The sequence below is a fragment of the Bacillus sp. AR2-1 genome (genome assembly GCF_008368755.1).
Classification (GTDB): domain Bacteria; phylum Bacillota; class Bacilli; order Bacillales; family Bacillaceae_G; genus Bacillus_A; species Bacillus_A wiedmannii.
The window spans coordinates 283188-305011 of record NZ_QORY01000017.1; the positions used below are offsets into that span (position 1 = coordinate 283188).

Genomic DNA, 21824 nt, shown 5'->3' on the forward strand with positions numbered 1-21824 from the left:
TATATAATAGAAAAAGAGAACGTTATAATAGGAAGGGGCTATGAAAACAGGTGGATAAGCAGCAGTACGACACGATAAAATTGCAAATAAATCAAGAAAAAGAACAGATTTTGAAAGAAGTGTATGAATTAACAGCTGAAAAAAGAAAAATAGAACAAAAAAAAGAATATGATTTATATGTTGTGAAATCGCGTAGTAAAGTCGTACAAACTGGGCAGCGTATAATGGCTGGCATGCTTTCGTCACATACGTTTTCACCTGAAAGAATTGAAGAATGGAATCGGAAAATTAAAAAAACGGAAGAATTTATTCAAAAAAATGAAAGCCTTTTAGAACAGGTAAAAGAAAAAGAACGTGTCATTGATGAGATGTATCAAGAAGGTTGTAGAAAGCTTGCTAAAGTACGAGAAAAGCAGGAAGAAAAAATGCTTCTTGATTTGAAAATGTGTATGAATGGATGAGGTGAATATAGTGATACAGTCTGTATTACCGGTGCAACAAAGTTTACCTCCGCAAAAAGAAAAAGGGCTAGAAGTACAATCAAAAAGTGAAGATTCTTCATTCGATCGTACGATGAGAATGGAAAATAAAAAGCAGCCGAAAACGGAGAAAATGAAACGAGAAGAAGCACCAAAAGAAGAAAAAAAAGAATATATTCTTTCTAAACAATCAGTAACGAAAGAAGAGCCAATTGTAAAGAAAGAAGAAAAAAAAGAGACAGAACAGTTGTTATTAGCTGTATCTGAGCAAATGGTTGCAATTGAGCAATTACGTGTGCAGCCAGAATTGTTATATCAATACATACAAAAAATACAAGAGCTGTATAAAGAATATGGAAATATAAAACTTAACGAATTACCCGCAGCAGAATTACAGCAGTTACAAGAGCTCCTTTCAAATATGAATATTAAAAATGCTATATGTTTAGAAGATACAATGCAAATGGTATTAGATAAAGTGACGATGCCAGAGCAAACGATGCAAGTATTGAAAGTTGTAGAAACAGAAATTTGTAATATCGCAAAGAAACAGGAAGAACCGAAAAACGCAGAATTTCTAAAAAAGGAAAATAATGAGGAGATATTAAAGAGAGCCCTAGATTTAGAAAAAAATTCAGCAAAGGATTCGGCTACAGGATCTGAAAAAGTTCAAGCAAAAGAATTAGTTCAAAACGAAGAAACAGTTATAGCGAATGACTCAGAAATGCATGGAGCTGAATTTTTTCAAAAAACAGTGGGCAGTGACCCAATAGTAAGACAAAATGGAACGACTGAGAAAGTGACATTACCTGACTTAGGGAAGAAAATGGAAGCACAAGTAGAAGCTTTGCAAAAATTTGTAGTAAAACAAGAACGTGTTTTATTCCAGCTCAATCCAGAAAAACTTGGTACATTAACTGTGTTTATGAAAAAACATGGAGATCAAATTGATGTCCACGTAGAAATGGAAAAGCACGATGCGAAAAAACGTGTTGAAATCATTTTTGATGAATTGAGACTAAAGTTAAAAGAAAAAGAAATCAATATTCAAATTAGTTATTCAGATAAAGATGAAAATCGTAAAGAACAGCGAGAACAAGAGCAAAGGCAAAAACAAAAACTAGCAAGTATGAAACATGAGAAACAACATGCAAAAGAATTTGCGGGATTATTGGAGGGATAAAGCGTGCCAACAGTTGGATTGAATACAACGAGTACAAATCATATTCCGTTGCAAGCAGGAGCGCAAACAAAAAACGCAGCTGTTAACGGTGGTGTACAATCGCCAGTTCAAAAAGCAAACGGGGTATCAACGGGTACTCAAAACACACCTGGTATTATGAATAAAGATGATTTTTTAAAGCTTTTTTTAGCTAGTTTTCAACAGCAGGATCCGTTTAATGCGATGGATACAAACCAAATGATGAATCAAACGGCTCAACTGTCCCTTATGGAACAAGTACAGAATATGACGAAAGCTGTTGATAAGCTTCAAGCAACGATGTATTCGACAGCTCTTGATGGAGGGATGAAGTTTTTAGGAAAGTATGTTAAAGGTGTTAACGATAAGGGAGAAAAAGTATTTGGTCAAGTGGAAACAGTGCGACTTGCTGAAAATAATGATGTCCAACTTATTGTTGGTAACCAAGTTGTCTCAACCCGCTTTGTAGAAAGAGTTTCAGATAAACCAATAACAGAAACAAATCCAGAAGATGAGAAAAAAGAAAATACAGAAACGGCTGGAGAAACTGAGGAAGTTAAAGAAAATAAATAAGGAGTGTACATAAGTTATGATTAAAGCGTTATATACAAGTATTACAGGGATGAGTGCAACACAAAATGCATTAAGTGTTACTTCAAATAATATTGCGAATGCGCAAACAGCAGGATATAAGAAGCAAAAAGCTATTTTTGATGATTTACTATATAATAACACTGTTGGTTCACGTGGTGATGGCTCTTATGCCGGTACGAATCCAAAGAGTATTGGTAATGGTTTGAAATTTAGTGGTACAGCTACAGATTTTAGTGATGGTTCTATTACTTTAACCGGTGAGAAGATGGAAACAGCAATAGAAGGAAATGGTTTATTTATAGTTGGGGACCGTAACGGGGGAAATATTGAGTATACTAGAAAAGGTTCTTTCGGTGCATCTGCTGACAATTTTATAACGGCTACAGGTGGACAATATGTATTAGGGTATGGTGTAAAACCAGGTACACAAGAAATAGATTTTTCATCGCAACCAAGTGCGATAAAACTTCCTGTTGGTTCGGCCATAGGAGGAAGTGTAACTGATAAGGCAACACTAGGTGGAAATTTATCTAGAAATCAATCAAATCTATCAACAGATTTTACAATTTATGATGATGAAGGAAATTCAATCACATTACGTTTAGATATTAAACAGGTTACAAGAAAAGAGCCTGTTGGAGATGGAGATGGTGAAAAGACAGTTGATGTACCTGTTCCAGGAGAATATACATATACATTCTCTATGAGAAATGATTCTCAAAATGAAAAAGAATTTAAGCCTGTTAATGGGGAAGACGGTACACCTTTAACGAAAAATATTAAATTTGATAAAACTGGTAAATTAGAAAAACTGGACGAAGATGTGCAACGTAATCCACAAACAGGAGAGGTTACACAAGGTGGGACTATAAAGATTCCATTTGCTAATAAAGACCTAGAGTTGAATTTAGGTGGTTTAACAAACTATCCAACAGGAAAAACACTTACAGCAACAAATGTAGCGGGACGCCCAGCAGCAATTGCAAATGATTATTCTATTTCTGATGGTGGTTTCGTTATGATGAGGTATTCAGATGGTAGTATGAAAGTTGTAGGACAATTAGCAGTGGCTACATTCCCAAACACAGGTGGTTTAATGAAATCAGGAAATGGTAATTACATTGCAACGCCATCGTCAGGTATTCCAGCAATTGGAGTTGCAGGTGAGAATGGTGCTGGTAACGTACGTGGTGGAGCGAAGGAAAGTTCAAACGTAGATTTATCTGTAGAATTTGTTGACTTAATGCTCTATCAACGCGGATTCCAAGGAAATGCGAAAGTAATTAAGGTGTCAGATGAAGTATTAAATGAAGTTGTAAACTTAATTCGATAATATATAATAAAGAAAAATTGTAATGCAGTAGAAAGGGTTTTTTATTCGTATGATAAGACAAGAGCGAATTTTACAATTGCCTTTTTTCGAAAATAAACGTGAACTTGCTGAGCAAGTGTTAAAAATGGAACGAGAAGAGCATGTGTATTTACCGGATCAATTTGAAATTAAGCAAGTGCCTCCATATTCATTTGGTGAAAAGCAATCAACCATTGGCCGTATTCATGAGTTTTATTTCGTAAGTGTTGGTAGTGAAGGAGAATGGAAGTATCAACTGTTTAAGGACGAGATGAAGTGCCGTGAGTTTTTTATTACGTTATCAGGGATAACGGATCAGCAGATTGCATTTTGGTTCAATAACATGGAGTTGTTGAAAAACTCTTAAAAGCCCTTTTTTAGGATTTGGGAGAGGACCCGGTGGTATGTGTTAGCGGTGCCTAATAGAGTCTCGGCAAGTGTGTAAGGACAGAGATATGGAGAGTTACTTGAGTAGTTTAAGAAGATGTAAACGAAGTGTAGCATGAATAATACCTGTGGTCTTAAAGTATTATATGGGATTAATACATTTATTTGTGGCGATAGATTTTTATAAAAGGAGAGGTGAGGAGGATGGCGCAGAATAAGTATCGCGTTACATTCATTTCGCCGAGTGAGGTTGAGCAGCGGACTGTAATGGCGGCGAGTAGTTTGCCGGATTTAATTCGTAAAGTAGAGAGTATTATTGCAGATCCGAACGGTTATTTTGTAAATGATAAAAAAAATAATTGCTACTTTAAAGTGATTAAAGAAAATGTTACATTTATTCAATATGAGTTACTATTTTCGGATAAGGAAATTCATATTGAAAAATTGAAACATATAGCACCAGCTATATTGAAACAATTATTTAAAAAAATAAATGATCCAGAATTATATGCACTCGCGCTTCTGGATGTTGATATAGCGACGAAAGAATATGTGCTAGAAGAAATGAATCCGGAGCTAAGAATAAGAGTAGAAACGGAACTTTCGAAAAAATGGGAAGCACTGCCGACAGAAATTGCAGGAGCACAAGAAGTTTTATTAGAGGTAATTGCTTCATTTTTACAAGATTAAGCGTCTTTTTAGATAAGTGAAACGTTCAACTATCTATATTTTTCATATAGGTAGTTGACTTTTTCGGTTTAATAAAGCTTAATAATTAGATATACGGAATTAATGGAAGGGGAGCGACACCTTTATGTCACAAGCACAAAGTATTTTATTAGAAAGCGGAACAAATGAATTAGAGATTGTAACATATACTGTTGGTGAAAACTTATTTAGTATTAATGTAATGAAAGTACGTGAAATCATTAATCCATTCCCTGTTACAACAGTGCCAGAATCTCATCATGCAGTTGAAGGTGTTGTTCAAGTACGTGGTGAAATTTTACCTGTTATTAACTTAGCAACGGCTCTTAATTTAAAATCGACAAAGCCACTTGATCAAACGAAATTTATTATTTCAGAATTAAATCAAATGAAAGTTATTTTCCGTGTTGATGAAGTGCATCGAATTCAACGTATTTCGTGGGAACAAATTGATGAACCAGCTTCATTGTCTATGGGACTAGAAGAAACGACATCTGGTATTGTAAAACTAGATGGACAAATCATTTTACTATTAGATTATGAGAAAATTGTATGCGAAATTAGCGGTACTGGTTATGACAATAAATCACTTGCAGGGTTAGAACAGAAAACAGATCGAGCTGAAAAAGTGATTTATATTGCAGAAGATTCAGCAATGCTTCGTCAAATATTAGAAGAAACATTATCATCAGCTGGATATACGAAAATGAATTTCTTCAGCAATGGTGCAGAAGCATTAGCACAAATTGAAAAGCTAGCGAAAGAGCAAGGTGAAAAAATGTTTGAACATATTCACCTGCTAATTACTGATATTGAAATGCCGAAAATGGATGGACATCATTTAACAAAAGTGGTTAAGGATAGTGAAGTAATGAATCGTTTACCGGTCATTATTTTCTCTTCATTAATTACAAATGAATTATTCCATAAAGGCGAAGCTGTAGGAGCAAATGCTCAAGTAAGTAAGCCAGATATTCAAGAGTTAATTGGTTTAGTAGATAAGTTAGTGCTTTAAAAGCTTCTTTTTAGCTGGAATAGAGAAGCTAGCCATGCGTGGTGGCGGTCGTGCCTAATAGAGCCCCATGCGATGTGAGACCAGATATATGGAGTGGTTTTAGGTCAGTAGAAGAAAAGAGCCTTTGATTGAGGGTTTGAAGAACTGATATATAACTCTATTTTTTTAGTAGGGAGGAGGGAACTAGCCACGTGTAAGTAGTAATGGCTAGTTCCTTTTTTGCATTCTATGCTCTGCTGTACAGGTAGGAAGATTAAACATTTCTGGAGTGTTTGTGGCTGTATGAATAGTCTCTACTTCGAGATTTTCAATTCGTTTAATGAATAAATAGCGAGTTTGTTTATTTGAAAATATAAGAGAGCGTATTTTTTGAATATGCTAGTAAGGTTGCGTAGTAACGCAAACTTTTTCGGTGAAAATATATCCAAAATACCATATAATATAATTAATATGAAATTATACATATTAGTTAAAAATAATTTTTCTATTTCTATACTTTCTATACATTTTTGTATGTTTATTATTTGACAGATAATTTCGAAATGTTATAATATGGATATGTAAAAATTGCTATTTTCTGAGAAGACATGGGAGTCAGATGAGAATTGTGAAAGGATGAGGGGGAGTGACACAGATTATGTATCACCACACAGCAATCAATGTATTAAATCTTTTACAAAACATGTCAAATAATAAAGTGAACGATGTGCAACTAGAAGAGGAATTTAAAAAAATAGAAAAACTATTCCAAGTAAATTATGAAGAACTAGTTGATTTACATAATAGGATGGTATTATTTCAAATAGATATAGAAAGAAATGGTGGGATGCGGGCGTATGGAAAATCAACAATTACATGGCTAAAGTCTGAGCTAGAGTTACTGTATGAAGTGTATCAATTTTCCCAACGTCACGGTTTAAACATTATTAATATTTCAAAATACATTAGTAAAAAAGAACTAAATCTTTTTCCAAAAACAGCAAGTCAATTACAAAATACGTATTACAAATTAAAAAAATGTGAAATACCGTTTGAAAATATTGAAAAACAAAAACCAGGACGAAAGCGAAAATATATGCCTGTAAAAGAACCAATTGTTGAAATAAAAAAAGAAAACAAGCAAGAATTAAGAAATGAAGTTCCAAATACAGAGAACGAAAAAAGCCTTGTAACAGTTATATCTGGTATTGTTGATAATTTTGAAACCATTAGCCAGTGTAGTGAAAGAAAAGAGCATGAACTACATCAGTTCATGGAAGGAATCTATAAGCTTTCTAGCATGGCTGCAGAGCGTTCAAAAGGTGAAAAGAGTGTTCGTGGTCTTGAGGGCGAATTACATGTATTACGGGTTGAAAATGAAAGGTTAAAGCGAGAAAAGGAAGAGCTTGTTCATGATATAAAAGAAATGACGCATCATTTAATTCATTTCATTACGAGCTCTGATATCGATCAAATTCGCACATTACCTTTCTTCGTAAAAGAATGTAAACAAGATTTGCATAAATTAGGGTTATATAACGCACAAGACGGTAAAATGAAAATTATGGTTGATCGTAGTGGACAGGTTATGACTGTAACGCAGTAATAAAATTTGGGTACAAAATAAAAGGGAGATACATAGTGTATATGTATTTCCCTTTTGTTTTGTATGGAATCGTTTCAAAGAAGGAAGATGATTTTTTAAGATTGTAGCAACTTGGAAACCATTTGTGGTATTTGATTTGCTTGTGAAACCATACTAAGTGCAGCTTCAGCTAACAATTTAAACTTTAAAAAATCGCTCATTTCCTGCGCCATATCTGCATCTTCAATTCGAGATGAAGCATCTGTTAGGGCCATACTTTGGCTATTTAAATTTTCAATATTAAACTGTAAACGATTCATCATAGCCCCAAAATCAGCACGATGAAGTGATACATTTTGTAAAGCCTCTTCAATTTTAAGAATTGCCGCTCTTGCTTCTTGTTCTGTTGAAATCTTGATGTCATGTTGTGTAGGGGAAGGGGGAATATGTTTCGTTACATTTACTGTATGACCAATATCATCTAACGTAACAGGACGGTTTTGGCCGTAAAATACAGATAAATCATTAAATTCAGTCGTCTCGCCAATATAGCTGATTTGTTCTGTTAAAGATTGAAACTCTTTATTCAGTGAATTACGGTTTGTATTTGAATTTGTATCATTTGCAGATTGAATAGCTAAATCACGCATGCGCTGTAAAATATTCGTCACAGTTTGAAGAGCAGCTTCCGCTGTCCGAAGCATTGATAGCGCATTCTCATTATTACGAATCGCCACACGCATACCACTCGCTCGTGCATGCATACGAGTCACAATTGCAACATTAGCTGGATTATCAGAAGCATGGTTTAACTTCTTACCAGTCGCCAAATGCTCCATCGCAACATTCATACGTTTTTCATTCTCATATAGTGATTGCCTAGCATTCATACTCAAAACATTCGTACCAATACGCATAATATACACTCCTCATTTTATAAATTCATATATATAGTTTTAAAGACGATAAACAGCTATGAAAAGAAAAAAGGACTTATGCTTATCTTCTAGTTGTGTTTTAACGAGAGAGGGGATAGAGATAGGTTAATAATCATTGCTAGGCAACGCGGATGCTCTCTCCTACCTAAAAAAGAAAGATCTTACAAATAATTCATCTATATAGAAAAAATAAACCTCTCCGCAAGCGGAGAGGTTTATTCAGGAAACTAACTTAAATGGCTTATTGTAATAATTTAGAAACCATTTGTGGAGTTTGGTTTGCTTGAGAAAGCATGCTGATTCCAGCTTCGTTCAAGATTTTGAACTTAGTCATTTCAGACATTTCTTTCGCCATGTCAGCGTCTTCGATTTGAGAAGCAGCTGAAGCCATAGAAGAAGATTGGCTCTTAAGGTTGTTTACGTTAAAGTCTAAGCGGTTTAATGTAGCACCTAGAGTTGCGCGGTTGTCAGCAACTGTTGTTAGAGCTTTATCAATTGCTTCGACAGCTGCTAAAGCATCTACTTTGTCAGCTGCAGCTGTTGCTGTAGGAAGTTTAGCACCTGCTAAAGCAGCTTGAATAGCGTCAACACCTGCAGCTGCTGGTGTTGCTTCACCATCTTTGAATCCATTAAGAGCAGTTTCAATTGCTGTAACATCTTTAGCATCCATGCCTGCTTTGATTTTATCAAAACTATCCTTAATAGCCTTAATATCAGTAGCTACTGTAGAATCTTTTGTTAAGGCACCAATTCCATTAGTAACAGCGTCAATGTCTGTTTGTTCAATTGCAGTAGTAGCAGCACCACCAATAGAAATTTTATCAATTCCTAATTTGTCTAGAGTAACACCTTTTAAATCAATACCAATTTGTTGAGCAGCACTACTTGAATCAAGTGTTTGAATCTTAACTGCGCTATCTTCTTTTAATAAGTTCTTATCGTTAAATTGAGTATTGTCTGCAATATAAGTAATTTGTTTTTGTAATTCAACAAATTCTTTTTGTAGTGCAGATTTGTTTGAATCAGTGTTCGTACCGTTGGCTGATTGGTTAGCGATGTCACGCATACGAAGTAAGATGTTAGATACTGAGTTCATTGCTGAGTCAGCTGTACGGATTAATGACATACCGTCTTGTGTGTTGTTAGCTGCTACGTTTAGACCACTTTCACGTGCACGCATACGAGTTGCGATTGCAAGACCTGCTGCATCGTCAGAAGCGTTGTTGATACGTTTACCGCTTGATAAACGGTCCATAGAATTGCTCATTTTTGATTGGTTTTGACGCATGTATTCTTGCGTGCGTAAACTGTTAATGTTTGTATTAATTCTCATAATTAAGAACCCCCATTTTTTTATATTGACTTTTCTGCAAATTGAAAAACGGTAATATGCGAAAAAATCAATTTCGAGATTTATTGTAATCCCTGTCATAGCGGGTGTCAACTAAAAATTCGAATTAATAAATATAAAAAAATAACAGTTTAACAATATATTCATTTTTTTATTAAAATATTATTAAAAGGATTATTGCAAACTTTAAAAAAAAACTCTAATATTAGATTATCTTTGTTTACCGAAAAGGTGATATTATGATAGTTGGAAATATAGTAAAAGAAGTGCTTGCATATAAGAAAGGACAAATTCAGCAAAAGCTAAGTAGTCCACAAGCATTCGTTAGTAGTCGTTTTCAAGAGAAGTTGCAGAGTGAACCTGCGAGGGAGACGAAGGGTACTACGCAGCCGGCAAAGGTAGAAGATATGAGTCAGCCGGTACAATCTACAAAAATAGAAACGGTCGTAAATAAACCGGAACAATCTATTAATAAAGTAGAGGAAGCGAGTAAGCCTGAAGAAAAGACTGAAACGAAGAACGTAGATGAAGTGCAAGTCGCACAAAAAGAGTTTGAACGACGTTTCCCAGAAACGAAAAATGAGGCTGCTGATACGTGGGAATTAACGAAGAAGTATAATATTCAAAAAATACGTTCTTCCAATGAGGGGAAGTATGAGGATATTATTGATCGAGTAAGTCGTACATACGGAATTCCGAAAACGTTAATTCAAAAAATGATTGAAGTAGAGTCTAATTTTAATCCGAAAACGGTGTCACATGCCGGTGCGATGGGTCTTATGCAGCTTATGCCAGCGAATGTGAAAGAGATGGGTATAAAAAATCCATTTTCACCAGCTGAAAGTATTGAGGGCGGCGTGAAAGAGTTAAGCGGTTATTTGAAGAAAAATAACGGCGATCTCGTACTAGCGCTTGCATCTTATAATGCAGGTCCTGGTAATGTGAGAAAGTACGGAGGCGTACCGCCATTTAAAGAAACGCAAGGATATATTAAAAAAATATTAAATATCGACGTTTCAAAATAAGAAATTTCATATATAGAGAGAACATGAAATTTTCGTGAACATGATATGGGAGTTGGCTAGATTTGAAATTACAAGATGATATTCCGTTAACAATTTATTTTGAAATCGGAAATACGAAAAAGAAAATTGAAGATTTGCTTCATATTACGAAAGGTACATTGTATCGTCTTGAAAATTCAACGAAAAATACGGTGCGTCTTATGCTTGAGAATGAAGAGATTGGAACCGGAAAGATTTTGACGAAAAACGGGAAGATGTACGTTGAAATCGTTGAATTGAAAAGGTAGGGAAGGGGATTGTCATGAGTGGCGAAAAATTAAGCCAAGAGCAAATTGATGCCCTGCTGAAGGCGGTAAATGAAGGCGAGGAAATGCCAGCTTTCGCACAAGAAGCAGGGAAGCAAGAGAAATTTCAAGAGTATGATTTTAATAGACCGGAGAAGTTCGGTGTTGAGCATTTACGTAGCTTGCAAGCGATTGCTTCTACATTTGGTAAACAGACGTCACAGACGTTGGCAGCGCGTATGCGTATTCCAATTGAGCTTGAGCCTTCAACGGTTGAGCAAGTTCCGTTTACGAGTGAGTATGTGGAGAAAATGCCGAAAGATTATTATTTATATTGCGTTATTGATCTTGGCCTTCCGGAGCTTGGAGAAATTGTTATTGAGATTGATTTAGCGTTCGTTATTTATATTCATGAATGTTGGCTTGGTGGAGATAGTAAGCGTAACTTTACGATGCGCAGACCACTTACCGCATTTGAGTTTTTAACACTGGATAATATTTTTATGCTTCTTTGCAAAAATTTAGAGCAATCATTTGAAAGTGTTGTGGCGATTGAACCGAAATTTGTAACGACGGAGACAGATCCGAATGCATTAAAGATTACGACAGCGAGTGATATCATTTCATTACTGAACGTAAATATGAAAACAGATTTTTGGAATACGACGGTGCGTATCGGTATTCCGTTCTTATCTGTTGAAGAAATTATGGATAAGTTAACGTCTGAAAATATTGTCGAACATTCTTCGGATAAACGTAAGAAGTATACGTCTGAAGTGGAAGTGAAAGTAAATCAAGTGTATAAACCTGTTCACGTTGCAATTGGCGAGCAAAAGATGACAATGGGTGAGATTGAACAAATTGAAGAAGGCGATATTATTCCGCTTCATACGAAAGTTTCGGATGAATTACTTGGTTATGTAGATGGAAAGCATAAATTTAATTGTTTTATTGGGAAAGATGGAACGCGTAAGGCGCTCTTATTTAAAAGTTTTGTAGAGTAGGAGGATCCATATGAAGCATGAAGTATCTCCTGTGTCATTAATGGGATTAGAAGATTTTGCAGGAAAGCGAAATGAAGCGGGTAAAGCACATATTGATACCGTTTCAGATATTTCGATTGAACTTGGTGTAAAGCTTGGGAAGTCATCTATTACGCTTGGTGATGTGAAACAGTTAAAAGTTGGCGATGTTCTGGAAGTAGAGAAAAACCTAGGACATAAAGTAGATGTGTATTTAAGTAATATGAAAGTCGGCATTGGGGAAGCGATCGTAATGGACGAGAAGTTCGGTATTATCATTTCTGAAATTGAAGCCGATAAGAAGCAAGCTGCGCTTATGAAAGCGCAAAGTCAAATGCAAGATAAAGAGTAGAGGAGGAGTCATATGTCGTATATGACGACCTTATTTCAAGTCGTTTTACTGTTTGGTGCGCTCGGCTACGGTGCATATTATATGACGAAAAAGACGCGCAAGCAGCAGTTTTTTAAACAAGGTGAAAATGGCCATATTCAAGTAAAAGACGGCGTGTATTTAAATCATCAAACGAGTGCCTTTTTATTTGAAGTGGATGGCAAGCAAGTGTTCACTGTTATTAGTAATAACGGTGTACAATCTGTGCAATTAACAGGAACAGGAAATCAGTTTCAACAAGCGCTAGAAGACGCGGTGAAGAGTGAAACGAAAAAAGTAGAGGATCCATCATGAGAATAAAGAAACAGTTATCATTATTAGCCGTTATTTTCGTATTTTCTATCGTTTTTTCAATTATTTTTGTAAATCCAGCGTATGCGGCCCCGAACGGTTTTATTAATTTCGAAAATGGAAAAGAGTTTACGAGTAATTCAAGTGTACAATTATTTGCGCTCGTTACCCTTTTATCATTATCTTCTTCTATCGTTCTATTATTTACACATTTTACTTATTTTATGATCGTTCTTGGGATTACACGTCAAGGACTTGGGGTAATGAATTTACCACCGAACCAAGTACTTGTTGGACTTGCATTATTTTTATCACTCTTTACGATGCAGCCTGTACTTGGGCAGCTAAAGAGCGATGTGTGGGATCCGATGACGAAAGAGAAAATAACAGTAAGTCAAGCTGCGGAGACGACAGCTCCGATTATGAAAGAGTATATGTCAAAGCATACGTATAAGCATGATTTAAAAATGATGCTGAAAGTGCGCGGAGAAGAGTTGCCGAAAGATTTGAAAGATCTTTCCTTATTTACGCTCGTACCATCCTTTACGTTAACGCAAATTCAAAAGGGATTATTAACGGGGATGTTCATTTATTTAGCGTTTGTATTTATAGATTTGATTATTAGTACACTTTTAATGTACCTCGGGATGATGATGGTACCGCCGATGATTTTAAGTTTACCGTTTAAAATACTTGTTTTCGTATATTTAGGTGGATATACAAAAATCGTCGACATTATGTTTAAAACGGTCGCCTGAAGCGTTTGATGCTATGTGATAGGAGTCATATAAATGAATACGTCACCAATTATAGATATTTTTCAAACCTTTTTTTATAAAGGGGTTATGATTTTAATGCCGGTTGCCGGCGTAAGTATGATTGTCGTTATTATCATCGCTGTCATTATGGCGATGATGCAAATTCAAGAGCAAACGCTGACGTTTTTACCGAAAATGGCGAGTATTGTACTCGTTATTATCATTTTAGGTCCGTGGATGTTTCAAGAGTTAACGACGCTTATTTTAGATTTATTTGATAAAATCCCATCGCTATTGCGTTCGTACTAAGATGGGTGAACTGAAATGAATATGGAATTATGGGCGGCGACGTTTTTTGCGTTTTGCCGCATTACTTCATTTTTATATTTTTTACCGTTTTTCTCAGGTCGATCCATTCCAGCGATGGCAAAGGTTGTAGTTGGACTTGCTCTTTCGATTACAGTTGCCGATCAAGTTGATGTTTCTCACATAAAGACAACTTGGGACGTTGCAGCTTATGCAGGAACGCAAATTGTAATCGGATTATCGCTTTCAAAAATTGTAGAAATGCTGTGGAACATTCCCAAAATGGCAGGGCATATTTTAGATTTTGATATCGGTTTATCACAGGCAAGTTTGTTTGATGTAAATGCAGGCTCACAGTCTACTTTACTATCAACCATTTTTGATATATTTTTCCTCATTATTTTTATTTCACTTGGCGGCATTAATTATTTCGTTGCCACGATTTTAAAGTCGTTTCAATATACAGAGGCGATTTCAAAATTGCTGACGACTAGTTTTCTAGATAGTCTACTCGCAACGTTATTATTTGCGATTACATCAGCGGTTGAAATTGCTCTTCCGCTTATGGGAAGTTTATTCATCATTAACTTTGTTTTAATTTTAATCGCAAAAAATGCACCGCAATTAAATATTTTTATGAATGCATTCGTAATTAAAATTACATGTGGTATTTTGTTTATTGCGATGAGTGTACCGATGCTCGGTTATGTGTTTAAAAATATGACAGATGTATTGCTTGAAGAATATACGAAACTATTTAACTTTTTCTTAACGAAGTAGGGGGACGCGCATGGCAAAGGATAATAAAACAGAAAAGGCCACCCCGCAGAAGCGTAAGAAATCGCGTGAAGAAGGGAATATTGCCCGGAGTAAAGATTTAAATAATTTATTTTCCATACTTGTATTAGCAGTTGTCGTTTATTTTTTCGGAGATTGGCTCGGTTATGAGATTGCAAATTCTGTCGCGGTACTGTTTGAGCAAATTGGAAAAAATACAGATTCGACCGAGTATTTTTATTTAATGGGTATTTTATTACTAAAAGTATCAGCTCCGATATTAATACTCGTATACGCTTTTCATTTATTCAATTATATGATTCAAGTCGGTTTCTTATTTTCTTCTAAAGTCATTAAGCCGAAAGCGTCGCGTATTAACCCAAAAAACTATTTTACGAGATTGTTTAGTCGTAAAAGTTTAGTAGATATTTTGAAATCACTATTTTATATGGGATTAATCGGTTACGTCGCTTACATTCTCTTTAAAAAGAATTTAGAGAAGATTGTTAGTATGATTGGATTTAACTGGACTGCGTCACTTACTGAAATTATTAGGCAAATTAAATTTATCTTTTTAGCTATTTTAATTATATTAATTGTTCTTTCTATTATTGATTTTATTTATCAAAAATGGGAGTACGAACAAGATATTAAGATGAAAAAAGAAGAAGTAAAAAGGGAGCATAAAGATAATGAAGGGGACCCGCAAGTAAAGGGAAAGCGAAAAAACTTTATGCATGCCATCTTGCAAGGGACAATTGCGAAGAAGATGGATGGTGCAACATTTATTGTAAACAACCCGACTCATATTTCGGTCGTACTTCGGTACAATAAACAGGTTGATGCGGCGCCAATTGTCGTTGCAAAAGGGGAAGATGAGCTCGCATTATATATACGAACGCTTGCCCGCGAACAAGAAATACCAATGGTGGAAAACCGTCCGCTTGCTCGTTCTTTATATTATCAAGTCGAGGAAGATGAGACGATTCCAGAAGATTTATACGTAGCTGTAATTGAAGTTATGCGCTATTTAATTCAAACGAATGAACTTGAAGTATAATAGCGCGGTTGGAGGAGATCTCTTGTGTTTAAGATAGATTCTGCAAGAACCTATTTTTCTATCTTTTTAGCAGCGTCATTCGTAGTGGCGCTCTTAATTCCACTTCCACCATTTATACTTGATATCGTTATCGTTTTTTTACTAAGTATGTCAGTGCTTATTTATATGCGAGCAACAAGTATTAACGAGTGGGATGAATTAAAGTCATTTCCGACGATGCTGTTATTAATCGGGATTTTCCGCGTATCGATTAACGTATCGACGACGCGAGCGATTTTGACAGACGGAAATGCGGGGCATGTTATTGAAGAGTTCGGTCAGTTTGTTATTGGCGGGAACTTATTAATTGGTATCGTTATTTTCATAGTATTAATCATATTCCAGTTTATCGTTGCAAACGGTGCGTCACGTACAGCTGAAGTTGCGGCTCGTTTTACACTTGATTCTTTACCCGGGAAACAAATGTCAATCGATGCGGATTTAAACCAGCGTATTATTACTGAAAAAGATGCACAGGCAAAACGAAAGAAATTAAATATGGAAACAGAGTTTTACGGAGCGATGGATGGTGCCGGGAAGTTCATTAAAGGGGACGTTATTTTCGGGATTGTCATTTTATTCGTAAACATTATTTTCGGTTTAATTGTCGGCATGATGCAGCAAGGAATGAGCTTTGCTGAAGCAGCTATTCACTATACACAGTTAACTGTCGGTGACGGAATTGTAAACCAAATTGGTTCGTTAATGCTTGCGATTTCAACTGGTATTATCGTAACGCGTGTATTTGATGGTTCATCTGATACAGTAACAGAAGGTATCTTTAAAGAGTTATTAGCACATGAAGTCGTTGTATATGCGCTTGGTGGTTTATTTATAGCAATGGGTATTTTTACTCCGCTACCATTTCTACCATTCGCACTCGTTGGTGGAACAATTATCTTCTTAGGAATTCGTAATAAAAACCGAATAAAGAAAGAAAAAGAAGACGAGCTTCAAAAAGAATTAGAAATGATTCAAGGCGAAGATGAGCAACTGCAACAAGTCGAAGATTCATTCGGAGTATTTACAGATAAATATCCAATTATTGTAGAACTCGGTTTAGATTTAGCAGCACTTGTAAAGCAGAAGATTAACGGGGAAACAGCTCGTGATAAAGTTGTTTTAATGAGGAAGTCGATTATTACCGACCTTGGTATTAACGTTCCTGGCATTAACTTTAAAGATAATACGAGTTTTAGACCACGCGGACGTTACATTATTCGTATTAAAGGTGCGAAGGCAGCTGAAGGTGTTTTAAAATCAGGTTACTTATTAGCACTGAAAACACCGAATGTAATGGCCGATTTAGATGCAGAACCAGCGAAAGATCCGATTTTTGGTGAAGATGGCTATTGGATTTTAGAACATATGGTACAAGATGCACAAATGAAAGGCTATCAAGTATTAGAGCCACTTAGCATATTAATTACACATTTAGATGTTATCGTTAGACGTAATCTTCATGAGTTAATTCAGCGTCAACATGTAAAAGACTTAATTAACTCGCTTGAAAATGATAACGGCGTTTTACTAGAGGAGATTAAGAAGAAAGAAATCGACTTATCACTCGTTCAAAATGTTATTAAACAACTTCTAAAAGAAGGTATTTCTATTCGTGATTTACCAACCATTATTGAAGGTATTATTGACGGAAAAGAAATTTATCAAAACCATGTAGACGGTGTAACGTCATTCGTCCGTGAATGTATTTCAAAAGTTATTTGTGAAAATGCGAAAAATCCTGACGGTAAAATTTATGCGGCGCTCTTCTCAGATTCAATCGAGTTAGATGCGGATGTTGTAAATAATTCATACCAAGGTTACTTATTAAACTGGGATTTAGATTTAGAAACACGTGTTGTTGAACAAGTGCAACGCGTATTTAAACAAGCTCGTTTAATGGGAAGAGAACCAGTATTATTAACGCGTAGAAAAGATTTCAGATTTGCGATTGTAAGACTTCTTGAGCGTTATCAAGTAGAAGCGCAAGTACTTTGTATTAGCGAATTAGCACCGGAAATTGTTGTAGATCAAATTGCCTATATTGAATAGTAGGGGGTGAAGTAATGGAAAGTACAGAAAAGAAAGAAGCGTTAATGCGAATAAAAGCAGCTTCGAAAAATGAATTGTATCGAAAGTTATTTGACCAATATGGTACAGATTATTATTACGTTGTCGATGAAAGTGTAAAACGAAATATCCCGTTTTTTTGGAAAAAGAATTATGAAATGTTAGTTGCTTTTCCAGAGGATAAACAGGAAGAAGTGAATGAAGGCACAGCTCAATTTCATGAACAATTAATGGATGTTGTAAATGATTCTTCAGAACAAATTGTGAAGGCGAACGGAATTCAATCGGTACTGCACAATTTAGAAAACGTGACGACTTCTATGTCATATGCGGCGATGCAAACAGGAAATAGTGAAGAATGGACAAGAAAGAAAGAGAAACTATTAAAGCTGTTTGAAAAAGGTATCGTCGTTGTGAAACAGACGGAAGAAACGAAAGTAGCGAAAGTAACAAAAAAGCAAAAAACTGTGAAAAAAGTTGTTCCGGTCAAGAAAGAAGAAGTGGTTGTAAAAAAAGAAAACCAAGAATCTGTACCGTTTATTATTCAAAAAGTAATTCGCATGCTAGAGCAAAACGATGTAGAACAATACTTCATTCATGCATATGCTGAGAAGTTAAAAGTGAAGTTTGAGAATGCAACGATAATTACAGAAGAAGAAGTGATCGGATATATATTGGAAGATATGAGATCCCATTTCAACACGGAAAACGTTTTTGAAAAAGAAGTGCAAACAATTGCATTAATCGGTCCAACTGGAGTTGGAAAAACGACGACACTTGCGAAAATGGCATGGCAGTTTCACGATAAGAACAAAACGGTCGGTTTTATTACGACAGATCATTCACGCATTGGAACAGTACAGCAACTGCAAGATTACGTTAAGACAATTGGATTTGAAGTAATCGCTGTACGTGATGAAGCTGCGATGACAAGAGCGCTTACGTATTTTAAAGAAGAAGCGCGCGTCGATTATATTTTAATTGATACCGCCGGAAAAAATTATCGTGCGTCAGAAACAGTAGAAGAAATGATTGAAACGATGGGACAAGTAGAGCCAGATTATATTTGTTTAACGTTATCAGCTTCGATGAAAAGTAAAGATATGATTGAAATCATTACGAATTTTAAAGATATTCATATTGATGGTATCGTATTTACGAAATTTGATGAAACAGCAAGTAGTGGTGAATTATTGAAAATTCCAGCAGTATCATCAGCTCCAATTGTATTAATGACAGACGGACAAGACGTGAAGCAACATATACATATCGCTACAGCTGAACATTTAGCGAAACAAATGTTGCAAACATCATAGAAGAGAGGTGAAGGATAAGGCAACTGCCTTATTCAAACGATTATGAACGGTCTTTATATAGGTTCTATGGGTATGATGAATTACATGCAGCGCATTAATGTTCATTCGAATAACGTTGCAAATGCTCAAACGACAGGATTTAAAGCAGAAAATATGACTTCTAAAGTATTTGATGTACAAGACACATATCGCCGCGGAGATGGGGCTGTGACAAATATCGGTTCGACTGATTACGCTGTAGTACCAGCCGCAACGCATGTGAACTTAGTACAAGGAAATATACAAATGACAAATAGTGATACAGATTTCTTTTTAGATGACGGTACGGCCGGCACAGCTTCGTTTTTTGTTACATCTAAAAATAATGAAACGTTTTTAACGAGAGACGGTAGTTTTACATTAAATAGTGATCGTTATTTACAAACAACTTCAGGCGCTTTCGTAATGGGAGAGAATAATGAACGTATTCGTATTCCAGAAGGAGCAAAAGTAGCTGTACAAGCAGACGGTACGTTATATGATGCAGTAACACAAAATAATATTGCCCGCCTGCAAACAAAAACAGTAGGTGCAGAAGCGAATAATCGTCTCGTACAAAGAGAGAACAAAAGCTTTACACTAGCAGAAGGAAACATTGCTGATTTACCGAACGGAGCAGGCTTAGTAAAAAACCATATGCTAGAAAATTCAAATGTAGATATGACGAAAGAGATGGCTGATCTTATGACGGATCAAAAAATGATTTCAGCGTCACAACGCGTTATGACTTCATTTGATAAAATTTATGAAAAAGAAGCGAATGAAATATTGAGATAAGAGACTTCCGTTAGCGGAAGTCTTTTTTTTATTGCTTTTATTACAGATACATCTTAAAGTGATAATGATTATCAACATTGTTATTGTGAGGATAGAACTTCATAATGATAGCAATGTTTATTTAACTAAGTGAATTAAATATATCAGCAAGCCCTGCTAGTCAAGTGATTGGCTAGTAGTGAGGGTTAACTGCGGGCAATCCCTAAAGCTGATTGAACTACAACGTGGCTAGAAATAGCGAGTGTGAATGTCGCGAAAGCAGAAAAAATCAATCAGATGGTGCAAGGTTAAATCCTAAACATTAGAATAATGGGTCTTCCGCCTCGAATCATCTAAGTCAAAATGGATAAGATGAATGTTCAACGACTATCTCGTATAACTGACGAGAGTACACCACAAGCCTATGGTGGTGGAAAATCCTCTATCTCTAAAGAGATAAACATATAGTCTGCGCTCATGTGAAAACATGAGAAGTTCATAAGAGAACTGGCTAAGGAATTGCGCCCTTAGTTGAACGAGATAAATTTTATTGAATCTATCAAACTTCATTGAATATATAGAACGTATGTGCTATGGTGGATTCAATGAGGTGAGAATAATAATGAAATTTTCACGAGTTAGTCAAGTATCGGAATTAACAGGTTTGTATCCTAGTAGTCTTAGGAGAATGCTGGTGGAGTACGCTACTATTCAGAAGAATAAATCTTTCATTATCTGAAAGGTGAGTGCCCGAATAATCGCACAGTAAAGGAGTAGGCTTCTGATGATATTGGCGAAGAAAGTCAGACTGATTCCAACGCCTGAACAAGAAAAAGTGCTTAGAAACCATGCTGGTGCTGCAAGATTCGCTTATAACTATTGTAAAAGAATGAGTGATAGATACTATAAGCTATTTGGAAAATCTGTTTCACAGTTAGCTTTACAGAAACGATTTACAAAGATCAAGAAGCGAAAGAGATATGAGTGGTTAAATGACATCAACGCACAAGTTCCCAAACAGGCTTCAAAAGATTTTGATAAGGCGAGGAAACATTCGTTCAAAAAGTACAAAAATGGTTCTCACACTTCTTATAAATCCAAAAAAGATTTAATCCAAGGATTTTATGCTAATTATGAAAGACTGATTATAGGAAAGAAAGTAGTTCATATTCAGTCCGTTGGAGAAGTGAAAACAAGCCAACAACTACCAAGAAACAAAAAAGCCATCAAATCCAAGAGTTACCTTTGATGGTCGTCACTGGTGAATTAGTGTAGGGTTCCAAGAAGACTTTGCATCACAAGAACTAACCAATGAGTCGATTGGTGTGGATGTTGGTTTAAAAGAGCTGTTTGTAGCTTCTAATGGTACGAAAGAACGAAATATAAACAAAGATGCTAAGGTTAAAAAACTTTTGAAAAGGAAAAAGTCAGCGCAAAGAGATATGTCTAGGAGATTTAAAAAAGGTGTAAAAATTCAATCTGCCGGATATGAAAAAGCCAAAACTGAGCACCTGCGGTTATCTAGGAAAATTATGAATATCCGAAATAACCATATCCATCAAGCAACAGCTAAATTGGTGAAAACCAAACCAATGAGGATTGTTGTGGAAGACTTATCTATCTCAAACCTGTTAAAAAACAAAAAACTATCGAAAGCATTTTCATTTCAAAAATTAAACTTCTTCTTTCAATGTTTATCATACAAGTGCGAGAAGTATGGCATTGAGTATGTAAAAGCTGATAAATGGTTCGCCTCAAGCAAGATTTGCTCATGTTGCGGAGTAAAATACGACCATTCAGTTCAACCAGAAGGACAGTGGAGTTTAAAAATACGTGAGTGGTGTTGTGTTGGGTGCAATAGCCATCACGATAGGGATGTAAATGCTTCGATAAATTTATCAAGATGGGTAAAATAAATGCTTGATAATAGGAGGTAACGATACTGCCTCGTGTGGAGTGTTATACCCCTCGTCCCCTCGGGGTTGCGAGAACACGATGAAGCACTAATTTGTATAAATTTGATTGAATTGTATAGATTTAGTTAAGTTTATCGTATCGGAAGAGTATACAGGTTCTACTTTACGGGAGCATTTGGAGGAGAA

General features: G+C 35.6%; 22 protein-coding genes and 1 pseudogene. 21 read left to right on the top strand and 2 right to left on the bottom strand.

Going from position 1 to position 21824, the window contains the following annotated elements:
• Positions 1-50: 50 nt before the first annotated feature.
• The 8 genes from DT250_RS20170 to DT250_RS20205 all read left to right on the top strand — a co-directional run bounded on the left by DT250_RS20170 (position 51) and on the right by DT250_RS20205 (position 7320).
• The gene (locus DT250_RS20170) at positions 51-461 is read left to right on the top strand and encodes a cytoplasmic protein (RefSeq protein WP_097860173.1); all 411 of its coding nucleotides are present in this window, start codon (positions 51-53) and stop codon (positions 459-461) included.
• Positions 462-471: 10 nt separating this feature from the next.
• A complete protein-coding gene (locus DT250_RS20175) occupies positions 472-1662 on the top strand; it encodes a flagellar hook-length control protein FliK (RefSeq protein WP_149213617.1) in 1191 nt (396 codons plus the stop codon).
• A 3-nt stretch (positions 1663-1665) separates the two neighbouring features.
• Positions 1666-2253, top strand: a complete 588-nt coding sequence (locus DT250_RS20180; protein WP_001143476.1) for a flagellar hook assembly protein FlgD — start codon at positions 1666-1668, stop codon at positions 2251-2253.
• Between the two features lie 16 nt (positions 2254-2269).
• Positions 2270-3607, top strand: coding sequence for a flagellar hook protein FlgE (gene flgE, locus DT250_RS20185; protein WP_070168637.1), 1338 nt, complete (start codon positions 2270-2272; stop codon positions 3605-3607).
• 49 nt (positions 3608-3656) lie between these two features.
• Positions 3657-3992 (top strand): DUF3964 family protein, encoded by a 336-nt coding sequence (locus tag DT250_RS20190; protein WP_149213618.1) that lies wholly within the window; start codon positions 3657-3659, stop codon positions 3990-3992.
• 224 nt (positions 3993-4216) lie between these two features.
• Positions 4217-4702, top strand: coding sequence for a LysR family transcriptional regulator (locus DT250_RS20195; RefSeq protein WP_149213619.1), 486 nt, complete (start codon positions 4217-4219; stop codon positions 4700-4702).
• Between the two features lie 124 nt (positions 4703-4826).
• Positions 4827-5735 carry a chemotaxis protein gene (locus tag DT250_RS20200; protein ID WP_000075958.1) on the top strand — a complete coding sequence of 303 codons (909 nt, stop codon included), beginning with the start codon at positions 4827-4829 and terminating at the stop codon, positions 5733-5735.
• 637 nt (positions 5736-6372) lie between these two features.
• Positions 6373-7320 carry a DNA-binding domain-containing protein gene (locus DT250_RS20205; RefSeq protein WP_149213662.1) on the top strand — a complete coding sequence of 316 codons (948 nt, stop codon included), beginning with the start codon at positions 6373-6375 and terminating at the stop codon, positions 7318-7320.
• Positions 7321-7415: 95 nt separating this feature from the next.
• Here the strand turns inward: DT250_RS20205 and DT250_RS20210 are convergent, their stop codons facing one another.
• Positions 7416-8216, bottom strand: coding sequence for a flagellin N-terminal helical domain-containing protein (locus DT250_RS20210; protein ID WP_149213620.1), 801 nt, complete (start codon positions 8214-8216; stop codon positions 7416-7418).
• Positions 8217-8478: 262 nt separating this feature from the next.
• On the bottom strand, positions 8479-9570 hold the full coding sequence (locus DT250_RS20215) for a flagellin N-terminal helical domain-containing protein (RefSeq protein ID WP_088121775.1): 1092 nt from the start codon (positions 9568-9570) through the stop codon (positions 8479-8481).
• 257 nt (positions 9571-9827) lie between these two features.
• Here DT250_RS20215 and DT250_RS20220 point away from each other — a divergent pair, with 257 nt between their 5' ends.
• The 13 genes and pseudogenes from DT250_RS20220 to DT250_RS20280 all read left to right on the top strand — a co-directional run bounded on the left by DT250_RS20220 (position 9828) and on the right by DT250_RS20280 (position 21638).
• Complete coding sequence (locus DT250_RS20220) at positions 9828-10613, top strand: lytic transglycosylase domain-containing protein (RefSeq protein WP_149213621.1); 786 nt, start codon at positions 9828-9830, stop codon at positions 10611-10613.
• Between the two features lie 62 nt (positions 10614-10675).
• On the top strand, positions 10676-10900 hold the full coding sequence (locus DT250_RS20225; protein ID WP_000775712.1) for a flagellar motor switch protein FliN: 225 nt from the start codon (positions 10676-10678) through the stop codon (positions 10898-10900).
• A gap of 14 nt (positions 10901-10914) precedes the next feature.
• Complete coding sequence (gene fliM, locus DT250_RS20230; protein WP_064459929.1) at positions 10915-11901, top strand: flagellar motor switch protein FliM; 987 nt, start codon at positions 10915-10917, stop codon at positions 11899-11901.
• A 10-nt stretch (positions 11902-11911) separates the two neighbouring features.
• On the top strand, positions 11912-12271 hold the full coding sequence (gene fliN, locus DT250_RS20235) for a flagellar motor switch protein FliN (protein WP_000680010.1): 360 nt from the start codon (positions 11912-11914) through the stop codon (positions 12269-12271).
• A gap of 12 nt (positions 12272-12283) precedes the next feature.
• The gene (locus tag DT250_RS20240) at positions 12284-12604 is read left to right on the top strand and encodes a hypothetical protein (RefSeq protein ID WP_000121176.1); all 321 of its coding nucleotides are present in this window, start codon (positions 12284-12286) and stop codon (positions 12602-12604) included.
• Positions 12601-13359: a flagellar type III secretion system pore protein FliP gene (locus DT250_RS20245; protein WP_001220582.1), complete on the top strand. Its 759-nt coding sequence runs from the start codon at positions 12601-12603 to the stop codon at positions 13357-13359. Before DT250_RS20240 ends, DT250_RS20245 begins: the two co-directional genes overlap by 4 nt.
• Positions 13360-13392: 33 nt before the next feature.
• Positions 13393-13668, top strand: a complete 276-nt coding sequence (locus DT250_RS20250) for a flagellar biosynthetic protein FliQ (protein ID WP_001098085.1) — start codon at positions 13393-13395, stop codon at positions 13666-13668.
• 15 nt (positions 13669-13683) lie between these two features.
• Positions 13684-14445: a flagellar biosynthetic protein FliR gene (locus tag DT250_RS20255; protein WP_149213622.1), complete on the top strand. Its 762-nt coding sequence runs from the start codon at positions 13684-13686 to the stop codon at positions 14443-14445.
• A 10-nt stretch (positions 14446-14455) separates the two neighbouring features.
• Positions 14456-15502 (top strand): flagellar type III secretion system protein FlhB, encoded by a 1047-nt coding sequence (gene flhB, locus DT250_RS20260; protein ID WP_098130836.1) that lies wholly within the window; start codon positions 14456-14458, stop codon positions 15500-15502.
• A 24-nt stretch (positions 15503-15526) separates the two neighbouring features.
• Positions 15527-17593, top strand: a complete 2067-nt coding sequence (flhA, locus tag DT250_RS20265) for a flagellar biosynthesis protein FlhA (RefSeq protein WP_064469660.1) — start codon at positions 15527-15529, stop codon at positions 17591-17593.
• A gap of 14 nt (positions 17594-17607) precedes the next feature.
• A complete protein-coding gene (gene flhF / locus DT250_RS20270) occupies positions 17608-18927 on the top strand; it encodes a flagellar biosynthesis GTPase FlhF (RefSeq protein WP_149213623.1) in 1320 nt (439 codons plus the stop codon).
• 42 nt (positions 18928-18969) lie between these two features.
• On the top strand, positions 18970-19743 hold the full coding sequence (locus DT250_RS20275) for a flagellar basal-body rod protein FlgG (protein ID WP_149213624.1): 774 nt from the start codon (positions 18970-18972) through the stop codon (positions 19741-19743).
• A gap of 763 nt (positions 19744-20506) precedes the next feature.
• Positions 20507-21638: pseudogene (locus DT250_RS20280) on the top strand (RNA-guided endonuclease InsQ/TnpB family protein).
• Positions 21639-21824: the final 186 nt, after the last annotated feature.